Below are 12,213 nucleotides of genomic sequence, written 5' to 3'. Positions count from 1 at the left end.
CTCACCAGCGACTCGTTCGCGATACGCTCATATTTCGGAACGAAATTCCCACATATCGGGATGGTGAGTGATGAGCGCTCAGGACACCTACACGCACGGGCACCACGAGAGCGTGCTGCGGTCGCACCAGTGGCGGACGGCCGAGAACTCCGCCGCCTACCTGCTCGGCGACCTCCGGCCCGGCGTCGAGGTGCTGGACGTGGGCTGCGGGCCGGGGACGATCACCCTGGACTTCGCCGAGCGGGTCGCACCGGGCCGGGTCCTGGGCATCGACAACGTCGAGGACCCGCTGACCATCTCCCGCGCCGCCGCCGCGGAGCGCGGCCTGGGCAACGTCGAGTTCGAGACCGCCGACGTCTACCGGCTCCCCTACGCCGACGACTCCTTCGACGTCGTGCACGCCCACCAGGTCCTGCAGCACCTCACCGACCCGGTGGCCGCGCTGCGCGAGATGCGCCGGGTGTGCCGGCCCGGCGGGATCGTCGCCGTCCGCGACGCCGACTACGGCGGGATGCGCTGGTCCCCGGACAACCCGGGGCTGGACCGCTGGCTGGAGCTCTACCGCGAGGTCGCCCGCCACAACGACGCCTTCCCCGACGGCGGCAAGCACCTCAAGACCTGGGCGCTGCAGGCGGGTTTCACCGACGTCGAGTGCACGGCCTCGGCCTGGTGCTACGACACGCCGGAGGAACGCGCCTGGTGGGGCGACCTCTGGGCGGACCGGATCCGCCGGTCGTCCTTCGCGACCCAGGCGATCTCCTACGGCCTGACCACCGAGGACGAACTCGAAGACCTCGCCACCGCCTGGCACACCTGGCGGGACTCCGACAACGGCTGGTTCGCCGTCCTCAACGGAGAGATCCGCTGCCACCCCTGACGTCAGGCCCGTCCCGCCCCGGGAGGTGACGGATTACGGCGGTATTCGGTGAACGGATTACGGCGGTATTCCGAGTCCCGAGGGTGCCCACCGGATGCCGAACCCGGATTGCCGCCGGAATCAGGTTCCCGATTACAGCGGTAATCCGGGTTCGGGCACGGGTGCGCGTGGGTCGGCGGATCGGAGTCCGGTCAGTTGTGGTGTTCCCTGGAGGCGAACTCGGACCAGAAGTCGCGGAGCTGCTCGTAGCGGGTGGCGACCTCTTCGGCGTCGTCGGCTTCCATGGCGTCGACGATGGCGTGGACGTCCTCGGCGGAGGTGTCGGCGTCGAGGTCGTCCTGGGTCATGAGCTGCACGAGGCCGCCGTAGTCGAGCTCGACGGCGCTGTGCGGGTGGAATCGCTCCAGCCAGCGCCCGGTCTCCTTGAGGATCCGGGTCGGCCCGTCCTCGCCGATCGACTGCTGCGACACCGAGTGGGCGCGGGCGACCCGGCGCCGGGCGTCGGCCATCGCGACCCGCCAGCAGACGCGGCGGCGCTCGGGTTCGGTGAACACGCAGCGCTCGGTGGGGTCCACGACGACGAACCAGGGCAGCGGGACCGTCCAGGTCGACGACAGCACGTGCACGGCTCCGCCGCCGAGCTCGCTGACCACCGCGCCCGCGCGCGTGCGGGCCTTCTCCACCGACTCCGGCAGGGCCGCCGTGCGCAGCGGGACGTCCGCGTCGCCGAGGAACCCCACCAGGGCCGCGGCGGCGCGCCCGCGCACGTCCAGCGGGCACACCAGCGGGCCGGGACCGACGGTGGCCGCCGGGGCGGTCGGGACCTCCTTGGGGTCCAGCACGAGGACTCCGCCCACGCCCTGGACCTCGCCGTCGGCGTTCTCCCCGGGGAGCAGCCGGGGAGGCGCGGCCAGCTGGCTGCGCAGCCACAGGTGCTGCTCCCACAGCCCCGCGTCGAACGGGTCCACGGACCCGCGGTCCACCGCCGCCTCGACTTCCTCGCGCAGCGGTGACTCGAACGACGACAGGGGCTCGTAGACCCTCAGGTAGGCGACGAACGGCTCTGGCACAGCGAGCATGGTGTCATGCCCGCGACGAGCCGGTTCGCGCGACTCACGGCCCCCTCCGGAGGGCCTCGGGAGGTTGATCGAAACGGGCGAGGGACACATCACCCAAGACACGACCGCCAACTCACGGCACCACGTCGCGTTCAACCGCCTCGACACGGTACGGTAGTTACAGGAAAAGTTGTCGAGATCATGCGGGGCCGGCTTTCCCCTGTCCGCCCCGCACACCCTGTGCGAGGGGGTCGAGCCATGGGGCGCGGCCGGGCTAAGGCCAAGCAGACGAAGGTGGCCCGCGAGCTTAAGTACAGTTCCCCGTCCATGGACATAGAGGCTCTGCAGCGCGAGCTGTCGACCTCGGAGTCCGGCGAGTGGTCCAGCGAAGACCGCGATGACTCGCACGACGACGGGTACGACGACTACGACTACGGTCGACGTTGACGCACTCCTCCAGCGAGAACAGCGGTTGAACGCTGTTCGTTCGAGGGCGGAGTGCGTCGCTTAGCTCGCAGGACCCACCAGAGCAGCACGAGGTGAGTGGCGCCGCCGGTGATGAACCGGCGGCGCCACTCACGTCTGCGATGTACCCGGAAAACCGGGACCGGACATGGAGAACCGCCGAGGGGCGGTGCGGGATCAACTCCCGCACCGCCCCTCGTGCTGCGCTGGGACCGGGCTGATCGGAACCCACCAACGGGTGATCGTCGGCGCTCCGGGAATCCTCGGCGGCACTCGTTCGTTGGACGGGGTGCCGGCGTCGTGCGCGTGCCCCCGGGCTCCAACTATCGCCTGCTGGGAATACCGTTCGGCTGGAGCCCATCAGTGCCACCCGCCGAGAGGCGGCCCGCACGACCCGGCTCCTAACTTCAGAACGCGAGAAGCCGCAGCACCCGAGGAGAGTGCTGCGGCTTCTCGTCGCTGAAGGTCAGAAGCGGGGGTGGTTGCCCCGCAGGACGACCCGGTCGTCCTCCTCCGCGCCTTCGACGGTGGGCTGCTTGGCGACCTCGCCGAGGACCCAGGCGGGCACGTGGCGCGCGGTGAGCACGGCCAGGGCGCGGTCGACGTCCTCGGCGGTGACCACGGCGACCATGCCGATGCCCATGTTGAAGGTCTTCTCCATCTCCTCGGTCTCGACCCGGCCGCGCTGGGCGATCATCCGGAACACCGGGGCCGGCGTCCAGGTGCCGCGGTCCAGCGTCGCGGTCAGGCCGGACGGGATGACCCGCGCCAGGTTCTGCGCCAGACCACCGCCGGTGACGTGCGCGAACGTCCGCACCTCGGCCTCGGCGGCCAGCGCCAGGCAGTCCTTGGTGTAGATCCGGGTCGGCTCCAGCATCTCCTCGCCGAGGGTGCGGCCGAACTCCTCGACGTGGCCCTCCAGCGGCATCCGCGCCAGGTCCAGCAGCACGTGCCGGGCCAGCGAGTAGCCGTTGGAGTGCAGGCCCGAGGCACCCATCGCGATGACGACGTCGCCGGGGCGGACCTTGTCCGGGCCCAGCATCCCGTCGGCCTCGACGACGCCCACGCCGGTGGCGGAGATGTCGTACTCGCCGGGGGCCATCATGCCCGGGTGCTCGGCGGTCTCGCCGCCCAGCAGCGCGCAGCCGGCCTGCACGCAGCCCTCGGAGATGCCCTTGACCAGGTCGGCGATCCGGTCCGGGACGACCTGGCCGACGGCGATGTAGTCCTGCAGGAACAGCGGCTCGGCACCGGCCACCACCAGGTCGTCGACGACCATGGCGACCAGGTCGATGCCGACCGTGTCGTGCTTGTCCATCGCCTGCGCGACGGCCAGCTTGGTGCCCACTCCGTCGGTGGAGGACGCCAGCACGGGCTCCTTCCAGCGGTCGAGCTTGAGCTGGAACAGGCCCGCGAACCCACCGAGGGAACCGAGCACCTCCGGCCGGGTCGCGCGCTCCGCCCAGGGGCGGATCTTCTCCACCGCCTCGTCACCGGCCTCGATGCTCACTCCCGCCGCGGCGTAGGTGGCCTTCGGGGTTTCGGATGGGGCAGACCCTGCGATCAGGTCTTCGGACACGACTGGCTCCACATCTAGTGCGATTTGCGATTCGCCGGACGCGCAATCCTGGCACGGCCAACGCTACGCGGCGACGGTGAGGTCAAGGGCGCTGCAACGCGTCTTCCGCGCCGTAACCGCTGGGCAGCACGGGCTCGGCGGGTCCGGCCACGCCGCGCTCGTTGCCGAGGCCTTCGAGCAGGTACTTGCCGATCCGCGCGTCGTCGGGCAGCGGGATCGGGTACTCGCCGTCGAAGCACGCCGCGCACAGCCGGTTGCGGGGCTGCTCGGTGGCGGCGATCAGACCGTCCAGCGAGACGTACCCGAGGCTGTCGGCCCCGATCGAGCGGCGCACGCCGTCGTCGTCGAGGCCGTTGGCGACCAGCTCCGCGCGGGAGGCGAAGTCGATGCCGTAGAAGCACGGCCACTTCACTGGCGGCGAGGCGATCCGCACGTGCACCTCGACGGCTCCGGCCTCGCGCAGCATCCGCACCAGCGCGCGCTGGGTGTTGCCGCGCACGATGGAGTCGTCGACCACCACGAGCCGCTTGCCGCGGATGACCTCGCGGAGCGGGTTGAGCTTGAGCCGGATGCCGAGCTGGCGGATCGTCTGCGAGGGCTGGATGAACGTCCGGCCCACGTAGGAGTTCTTCACCAGGCCGTTTCCGTACGGGATGCCGGAGGCCTGGGCGTAGCCGACCGCGGCGGGGGTGCCCGACTCGGGGACCGGGATGACCAGGTCCGCGTCGACCGGGTGCTCCTTGGCCAGGCGGCGGCCGATCTCCACGCGGGTGCCGTGCACCGTGCGGCCGGAGATCGTGGTGTCCGGGCGGGCCAGGTAGACGTACTCGAAGACGCAGCCCTTGGGCTTGGGGCTGGCGAAGGACTGCGAGCGGAGCCCGTCGGCGTCGATGGCCAGCAGCTCGCCGGGCTCGACCTCGCGGACGAACGACGCTCCGACGATGTCCAGCGCCGCGGTCTCGCTGGCCACGACCCAGCCGCGTTCGAGGCGGCCGAGCACCAGCGGCCGCACGCCCTGCGGGTCGCGCACCGCGTAGAGGGTGTCCTCGTCGCAGAAGACCATCGAGAAGGCGCCGGAGACCGTGGGGAACAGCTCCATCGCGGCCTGCTCCAGGCCGATGTCGGCGGCCTTGGCCGCGAGCATCCCGGTGACCAGGTCGGAGTCGCTGGTGGCGCGGTCGCAGCCGTTGGCCGGGGACGACAGGTTGCCGCCGTCGAGACGGCTGCCGGACTCGCTCGCGCGGTCCATCAGCTCGGCGGTGTTGACCAGGTTGCCGTTGTGGCCGAGCGCGAGGCCGCTGCCCGCGCCGGTGGTGCGGAAGGTCGGCTGGGCGTTCTCCCACGAGCCCCCGCCGGTGGTGGAGTAGCGGCAGTGGCCGACGGCGACGTGGCCGTGCAGCGAGGCCAGCGTCTGCTCGGTGAACACCTGGCTGACCAGGCCGAGATCCTTGTAGACGACCACCTGGGACCCGTCGCCGACGGCGATGCCGGCGGCTTCCTGGCCTCGGTGCTGGAGGGCGTAGAGCCCGTAGAAGGAGAGCTTGGCGACTTCCTCGCCAGGGGCCCACACGCCGAAGACGCCGCATTCCTCGCGCGGGATGTCCCGCTCGATGGCTTCGGCCGAGGTGTCGAAGGTCGGAAAGGGAAGGTCCGTTGTCGTGCTGGCATGAGCCGGACGGTCGGTGACCACCGAGAACTCCCTGGAGGACGGAGCCGGAGTTACACCTCAGTGTAAGACGCCCGAAACCTGGGCGAACCCCACCTGAAGCGTGTTCGCCATCTCATCACCGCACGTAGCGTTCGCTCACCGCTTCAGCCCTGGTCCACTCGGACGAGCGGCAGCCACTGGGAGACGTCCGAGCGCGATCCGGACGCGGTCAGCAGACCCTCGCCGACGGCATCGCTCCAGGTCATGCGGCCAGCGGCGAGTCGGAGCCAGGTGCGCGGGTCGGTCTCGACGACGTTCGGCGGGGTGCCCCGGGTGTGCCGGGGGCCTTCCACGCACTGGACGGCGGCGAACGGCGGGACGCGCACCTCGACGCTGTTGCCGGGCGCGATCTGCTCCAGCGTCCGCAGACTCAGGCGCACGGCCTTGGCGAGCTCGGGCCTGGCGGGGCGCTGGTCGGCGTCGTCGAGCCAGTCGCGGACGGCGGCGACCGCCTCGCGCATCTCCCCGGGATCCACAGCACCGCGCTTCGGCATGAGCGGAAGTCTAGTGGCGACGGTTCTAGTGAAAATTACCCGGACAAAACGGATGTTGATCATGGGCGATTTGGACTAAAACTGTCCACCGACAACGGCCGTCGACAACGCGAGGGCGAGGCGCGACGAGGGGGAGGGCCGACCGTGCGCCCCGGATCCGGTGCTCAGATGTGCAGAACCGGGACCGAGGCGCCTGATCGATTCACCAGTCGGATCGATTCACAGCCAGCCCAGCTTGACCGCCTGCATCCCGGCCTGGAACCGCGTCTCGACGCCGAGCCGCGAGATCAGCTCCCGCACCCTGCGGTGCGCGGTGCGAGCGCTGAAGCCCATCAGCCTGCCGATCGTGTCGTCGGTGGCGCCCGAGGCCAGCAGCGACAGGATCCACCGCTCCTCCTCGGTGGGCCGCAGCTCGTTGCCGTCGAGGTCCTGGTTGGCCGTGAACGGCGCCGCGTAGCGCCACAGGTCCTCGAAGATGCGGGCGATCGCCGCCAGCATCGCCGAGCTGCGCACCACGACCGCGCTCTCCACCGAGGTCTCGGTGACGGTCAGCGGCAGCAGCGCGATCTCGTTGTCCACCATGATCAGCTTGGTGGGCGCCACGTGGATCACCCGCGCCTGCTCGCCCATCGCGACGAGCTTGGTGGTGATGTCCAGCTGGGGCGGACGAGCGAGCGCCGAGCGGTCGTAGAGCACCTGGTAGCGCACGCCCTCGGCGAGCTTGCGCGACTCCAGCGAGTCCAGCGTCCCGGTCTGGGCGTACGGCGGCTTGGCCACGCCCTGGACCAGGTGCGTGGCACCGGCCTGCAGCTCGTAGGCGGCCCAGCCGACCCGCTTGGCCCCGTGCACCACCTGCAGCACTCCGCCGCTGCCCGCCTGCGCCTTGGCCGCTCGGGTGACCGAGGCGACCTGCGCCTGCACGGCGCGCTGGCTGAGCTGCTCCGGTGCGGGCGACTCCCCGCCCGGAGGTTCCGCGACATCGGTCGACGGCTTGGTCAGTTCCTCGGTGTATCCGGGTAACACGGCACATCCCTCCTCGATGTGCCCCGGCGGCACCCGCCCGACCTCTCGGCGCGGCACCGCAATGGACACTGAGCTCCCCCTGCTTCTGGCAACGTATCCACCGGGAACCACCGCCGGAACCGACTTTCGCCGGACATCTCGGGCGACGAGGTGACGCAGCCCGATCAGCGGAGTCCCGATACCCCCGAATGCAGCAGCGCCGATGCAGCGCGGGCCCTCCCTGAAGCGCTCAGGAAGGGCCCGCGACGGCGCTCTATCGCGTCAAGCGATCACAGGTCGCCGATCTGCAGCAGGTCGGCGATGGTGCCCTGCGGGGCTCCCTGGACGACGCCGGTCGAGGCCTGGCCCTGCAGACCCTTGATGACGTCGGCCGGGGCGGTGCCCGGGTTGGCGGCCAGGAACAGCGCGCCGACACCGGCCACGTGCGGGCTGGCCATCGAGGTGCCGCTCATCGCCTCGGTGCTGCCACCGGGAACGGTGGAGACGATGTCCACGCCGGGGGCGTAGCCCTCGACGGTCTCGCCGAAGTTGGTGAACTCGGCGGACGTGTCGGTGTTGTCCGACGCGGCCGTGGTGAACACGCCCTCGGCGCTGGCCGGGGACACCTGCGAGGCGTCCTGCGACTCGTTGCCCGCGGCGACCGCGAGGAACACGCCGCTGTTGACCAGGTTGGTCGCGGCCTCGTCGAGGGCCGGGTCCTTCGGACCGCCCAGCGACATGTTGGCCACGGCGTTCTCGTCGTGGTTCTGGGCGACCCAGTCGATGCCGCCGACGACGGACTCGGTGGTGCCCTGGCCCTGGTCGTCCAGGACGCGGACGCCGACGAGCTTGACACCGGGCGCCACGCCGTAGGTGTTGGAGCCGATGGTGCCGGCGACGTGCGTGCCGTGGCCCTGCTTGTCCAGGCCGTCACCGCCGGTGGCGTCGAAGCCGACCGAGGCGCGACCGCCGAAGTCGGGGTGGTCGGGGGCGATGCCGGTGTCGATGATGTAGGCGGTGACGCCCTCACCGTTGCCGGCCGGGGTGTAGCTGTCGTCCAGCGGCAGCTGCGGCTGGTCGAGGCGGTCCAGGCCCCACGAGCCGGCGGCGGCCGGCTTGACGTCCGGCTCGACCGCCATGCGGTAGCTCTGCGAGATGTTCTGGACCTTGTCGCTGGCGCGGACCTCGTTGAGCTGTTCCGGCGTCAGCTTCGCGGAGAAGCCGTTGATGGACTTGGTGTAGGTGTGCCGGGCCTGGACGCCCAGCTCCTCGGCGACGCCCTGCGGGGCGATGCCGTCCTTGAGGTTGACGATGTAGACGTCCGCGGTGTCCCTCGACTGAGCCTGCGGGTGCAGGGTCAGCGGGGCCAGGTCGACCTGCGGCTGTGCGCCGGCGGGAGCTCCGGCGAACACGAGCGCCGCCGCGGCAACCCCTGCCCCGGTGCCGAAGAGCAGCTTCCTCATGCGTTCCCCTCCTTCAAACGGTTCCGCTCGGGTGGGGCCGAGCGGAGGTGTTTCAGAGCGGAACGTAACCAGCGAGTGCACTCGTATGGGCGACGTTGGCGATTTTGCGCCAAACAATCGGACGTTGGGGTTAACGCATTCCCAATGAGCCCGGTCCTACCGGGAATGAGCAGCTGAAACCGGAGTGCGCGCAAGGGGCCGATCGGCCCGGCGATCGCCGGATTTCCCAGTTGTTACCCGCAAGTAGCGGTAACAGTCCGTACTCAATATAACGACGGGGGTGGAAGCTCTAACGGGTGGCCGCTACCCAGCGCCGCAACCGCAGCCGAACCGACTCGACGTACTCGTCGGACTGCTCCGACTCACCCTCGGCTCCCTCGGGCTCGACGCCGTAGGTCATGCCGTAGTACCGGTACAGCGCCCGCTCGGTCGCCAGCGGCAGATCGCCCTGCTCCAGGTCGACGTGCGGCGCCAGCCGCACCGCCTCCTTGCCGACCGAGACCGTCAGGGTGTCGCCGTCGAACGCGGCGCCGTCGAGCGGCACGAAGCTCTCGTTGGTGCCGAACAGACCGGTTTGGACCGTGATCCACGCGGGTTGCTCGGTGTCGTCGTCGATGAACAGCTGACCCACGATGCCGATGCGCTGCCCCGCCGGATCGAAGACCTCGCACCCGAACATGCGCAACGCTTCCCGCTGACCGATCATCGAGCACCCCTCCCGAAAGCCCCGGGAATCAAGTCTCCCCCTTCATCAGGCGAGACGGCACCTCAAAACGGCGGACTGACCTCTTCGGACCACGCCTCGCCGAGAATGGGACCCTTCAACGGGAACGCTCGGCAGTCGCGGGGCGTGTTCTTTGTCCAGCCGAGCAACGGAGTCTCGAACCCCATGACCGAACCGACGCCGCCGATCACCGACGAGATGCGCGCGCACGCCAAGGAGAACCCGAACACCTGGCTGTACATCGCGGATCCCGGCTACGCGCAGGACGAGGACGGCGACATGCCGCCGGAGGGCGTCGTGGGTGCGTACCGCATCGACGAGAACGGCGAGATCGACGAGGAGTTCCAGTTCAACGAGCAGTACGTCCCCTCGGACCTGATGCTGCACCGTCCGGAACCCACCAACGACCTGGAGCGCGTCCTCGACGAGATCGCCGACGGCGAGCGCCCGGAGGACGACCTGCCGCGCGCCGTCCTGGCCGGTGAGGTCATGCTCTACGCGCCGTCCGCCGAGGACCGCAACGTCTACACCGCCGAGATGTCCGACGGCACCACGCTCGTCCCGGCCTGCACCTCGGCCTCGCGCGTTCCCGAGGACTGGCCCGGCTACCGCACCGTCCCGGGTTCCTGGCTGCCCGACGTCCTCGGCGGCTACGACCTCGGCCTCAACCTCCACGAAGCCGTGCAGGCCGTCATCCCCAACGGAGTCCTGGCGCAGTTCGCCGAAGAACCAGGAGAATAGAGCTCCTCAGCTTGCTCGGCGGTGCGGGTGGGGGAACCTGAGCGGCGCTGCGGACTCCGCTCGCCGCTCCTGATGCACGGCGTCGCGGCGTGCTCGCCGCAGCACCGCTCAGAACCCCGGCGGTGCGAGCTGCCAGGGTGGTGGAGGAGAAACCGGCTTCGCCGGTTACCGGTGAAACTCGTTCGACGGATGGCCGGTCGCCCTGATCGAACCTAGTGTCGGCAGGGTGACCGGGCCCGGGTTGATCGAGGACTACGCGCTGCTGTCCGATCTTCGGACGGCGGCGCTGGTCGGCAGGAGCGGATCGCTCGACTGGTTGTGCCTGCCGCGCTTCGACTCGCCGTCCTGCTTCTCCCGGCTGCTGGGCGGCACCGGCGACGGGTGCTGGTCGATCGCCCCGACCGAGCCGGTGCGCGAGAGCCGCCGCCGCTACCGGGACGACGTGCTGGTGCTGGAGACCGAGTTCCGCACCGACTCCGGCGTGCTGCGGCTGATCGACTTCATGCCCCCGCACGAGATGAACGAGAGCGGCGAGCCGTGCGTGATGCGGATCGTCGAAGGCGTCTCCGGCGAGGTCCCCTTCCAGCTCGACTGGGTGCTGCGCTTCGACTACGGCGACGCGGTGCCGTGGGTGCGGCGGGTCCGGATGCGCGAACCGGTGCTCGACGAGCACATTCTGGCCATCGCCGGACCGCACACCGTCGTGCTGCGCGGCGACGAGCTGCCCACCCGAGTCGAAGGCGAGCGCGCCCACCGCTACACGGGAACCATCTCCGCAGGTCAGCGCATGTCCTGGACGATGCAGTGGGCGTCGGACCACGGTCGCACGCCCGCGCCGCTGGACCCCGAGCAGGAGCTGCGGGAGTGCGAGGAGTTCTGGCGCGCCTGGTCCGACAAGATCGTCTACGAGGGGCCGCACCCGCAGGCCGTGCGCCGCTCGCTGACCACCCTCAAGGCCCTGACCTACGCACCGACCGGCGGCATCATCGCCGCTCCCACCACCTCGCTGCCGGAAGCCGTGCCCGGCAACCGGAACTGGGACTACCGCTACTGCTGGCTGCGCGACGCGACGCTGGTGCTGCTCGCCCTCGACGAGTTCGGCTGCACCTCCGAGGCCGAGGCCTGGCGGAGCTGGCTGGTCCGCGCGGTGGCCGGCGACCCCGCCGACCTGCAGATCATGTACGGGATCGGCGGCGAGCGGCACCTGGTCGAGTGGGAGCTGGACTGGCTGCCGGGCTACCGGAGCGCGAGCCCGGTGCGGGTCGGCAACGCCGCCTACCGGCAGACCCAGCTCGACGTCTACGGCGAGGTGATGGACGCCCTGCACCTGGCCCGGGAACGCGGGCTCGCCGAGAGCGAGGAGTCCTGGGCGGTGCAGCGCGGCATGCTCGCCCACCTGGAGCGGATCTGGCGTCGCCCCGACCGCGGTCTGTGGGAGGTGCGCGGGCCCGACCGGTACTTCACGCACTCGCAGGTCATGGTGTGGGTCGCGTTCGACCGCGCGATCCGCGCCACCGAGGAGGACGGGCTGCCGGGCAGCGCCGATCACTGGCGGGAACTCCGCGAGGAGATCCGCGAGGAGGTGCTGCGCGAGGCGTGGAACCCGGAGCTGGGCGCGTTCACCCAGTTCTACGGCGGGACCGCGCTGGACGCCGCGGTCCTGCTGCTGCCCTCGGTCGGGTTCCTGCCCGGCACGGACGAGCGGATGCGCAGCACCGTCGAGGTGATCCAGCGCGAGCTGCAGCACGGCGTGCTGGTCGACCGCTACACCACCACCGAGGCACCGAACGACGTCGACGGCCTGACCGGGCGGGAGGGCTCGTTCCTGGCCTGCTCGTTCTGGATGGTCGACGCGCTGGCCTACTGCGGCCGCCGGGACGAGGCGGTCCGGATGTTCGACGAGCTCGTCGGCATGGCCAACGACGTCGGCCTCTACGCGGAGGAGGTCGACGGCGAGACCGGCTGCTTCGCGGGCAACTTCCCCCAGGCCTTCAGCCACCTCGCCCTGGTCAACTCGGCCGCGGTCCTGTTCGGAGGCCGCACCCGGGAGCAGAAGTCCCGGCGCAACGGCCTCTGACCGGACGCGAAGTTCTCATGAGAAC

The 12,213-nt window shown here is 70.4% G+C and carries 11 protein-coding genes; 4 read left to right on the top strand and 7 right to left on the bottom strand.

All coding sequences use genetic code 11. The annotated features are described in order from the left end of the window. Nucleotides 1-70: 70 nt before the first annotated feature. Complete coding sequence (locus REH65_RS18485; RefSeq protein ID WP_406688458.1) at nucleotides 71-877, top strand: methyltransferase domain-containing protein; 807 nt, start codon at nucleotides 71-73, stop codon at nucleotides 875-877. 191 nt (nucleotides 878-1,068) lie between these two features. On the opposite strand, the gene REH65_RS18480 is transcribed toward REH65_RS18485, so the two are convergent. Continuing rightward, nucleotides 1,069-1,947, bottom strand: a complete 879-nt coding sequence (locus tag REH65_RS18480; RefSeq protein WP_281457356.1) for a hypothetical protein — start codon at nucleotides 1,945-1,947, stop codon at nucleotides 1,069-1,071. Between the two features lie 246 nt (nucleotides 1,948-2,193). Here REH65_RS18480 and REH65_RS18475 point away from each other — a divergent pair, with 246 nt between their 5' ends. Then, complete coding sequence (locus tag REH65_RS18475) at nucleotides 2,194-2,382, top strand: DUF3073 domain-containing protein (RefSeq protein ID WP_093419982.1); 189 nt, start codon at nucleotides 2,194-2,196, stop codon at nucleotides 2,380-2,382. A 484-nt stretch (nucleotides 2,383-2,866) separates the two neighbouring features. Here the strand turns inward: REH65_RS18475 and purM are convergent, their stop codons facing one another. From purM to REH65_RS18445, 6 genes are all read right to left on the bottom strand, one after another. Continuing rightward, nucleotides 2,867-3,979, bottom strand: a complete 1,113-nt coding sequence (gene purM / locus REH65_RS18470; RefSeq protein ID WP_281458629.1) for a phosphoribosylformylglycinamidine cyclo-ligase — start codon at nucleotides 3,977-3,979, stop codon at nucleotides 2,867-2,869. 82 nt (nucleotides 3,980-4,061) lie between these two features. Then, nucleotides 4,062-5,669 (bottom strand): amidophosphoribosyltransferase, encoded by a 1,608-nt coding sequence (purF, locus tag REH65_RS18465; RefSeq protein WP_406688457.1) that lies wholly within the window; start codon nucleotides 5,667-5,669, stop codon nucleotides 4,062-4,064. A 122-nt stretch (nucleotides 5,670-5,791) separates the two neighbouring features. Beyond that, nucleotides 5,792-6,181 (bottom strand): sterol carrier family protein, encoded by a 390-nt coding sequence (locus REH65_RS18460; protein WP_406688456.1) that lies wholly within the window; start codon nucleotides 6,179-6,181, stop codon nucleotides 5,792-5,794. A gap of 219 nt (nucleotides 6,182-6,400) precedes the next feature. Then, nucleotides 6,401-7,204: a DNA-binding response regulator gene (locus REH65_RS18455; RefSeq protein ID WP_281458627.1), complete on the bottom strand. Its 804-nt coding sequence runs from the start codon at nucleotides 7,202-7,204 to the stop codon at nucleotides 6,401-6,403. A gap of 269 nt (nucleotides 7,205-7,473) precedes the next feature. Then, the gene (locus tag REH65_RS18450) at nucleotides 7,474-8,646 is read right to left on the bottom strand and encodes a S8 family peptidase (RefSeq protein WP_406688455.1); all 1,173 of its coding nucleotides are present in this window, start codon (nucleotides 8,644-8,646) and stop codon (nucleotides 7,474-7,476) included. Between the two features lie 289 nt (nucleotides 8,647-8,935). After that, nucleotides 8,936-9,352: a PRC-barrel domain-containing protein gene (locus REH65_RS18445; protein ID WP_281458625.1), complete on the bottom strand. Its 417-nt coding sequence runs from the start codon at nucleotides 9,350-9,352 to the stop codon at nucleotides 8,936-8,938. A gap of 183 nt (nucleotides 9,353-9,535) precedes the next feature. Here REH65_RS18445 and REH65_RS18440 point away from each other — a divergent pair, with 183 nt between their 5' ends. Further along, on the top strand, nucleotides 9,536-10,111 hold the full coding sequence (locus REH65_RS18440; protein ID WP_281458624.1) for a type VII secretion system-associated protein: 576 nt from the start codon (nucleotides 9,536-9,538) through the stop codon (nucleotides 10,109-10,111). 226 nt (nucleotides 10,112-10,337) lie between these two features. After that, a complete protein-coding gene (locus REH65_RS18435) occupies nucleotides 10,338-12,188 on the top strand; it encodes a glycoside hydrolase family 15 protein (RefSeq protein ID WP_406688454.1) in 1,851 nt (616 codons plus the stop codon). The last annotated feature ends 25 nt before the right edge of the window (nucleotides 12,189-12,213 follow it).

The organism is Saccharopolyspora sp. ID03-671 (assembly GCF_045278815.1).
Classification (GTDB): domain Bacteria; phylum Actinomycetota; class Actinomycetes; order Mycobacteriales; family Pseudonocardiaceae; genus Saccharopolyspora; species Saccharopolyspora ipomoeae.
This window is presented reverse-complemented; position numbering and strand designations above follow the sequence as displayed.

Coding starts and splice junctions, on each gene's coding strand:
- REH65_RS18485 (WP_406688458.1), top strand. CDS start 71: ATGAGCGCTCAGGACACCTACACGCACGGGCACCACGAGAGCGTGCTG.
- REH65_RS18475 (WP_093419982.1), top strand. CDS start 2,194: ATGGGGCGCGGCCGGGCTAAGGCCAAGCAGACGAAGGTGGCCCGCGAG.
- REH65_RS18460 (WP_406688456.1), bottom strand. CDS start 6,181: ATGCCGAAGCGCGGTGCTGTGGATCCCGGGGAGATGCGCGAGGCGGTC.
- REH65_RS18450 (WP_406688455.1), bottom strand. CDS start 8,646: ATGAGGAAGCTGCTCTTCGGCACCGGGGCAGGGGTTGCCGCGGCGGCG.
- REH65_RS18445 (WP_281458625.1), bottom strand. CDS start 9,352: ATGATCGGTCAGCGGGAAGCGTTGCGCATGTTCGGGTGCGAGGTCTTC.
- REH65_RS18440 (WP_281458624.1), top strand. CDS start 9,536: ATGACCGAACCGACGCCGCCGATCACCGACGAGATGCGCGCGCACGCC.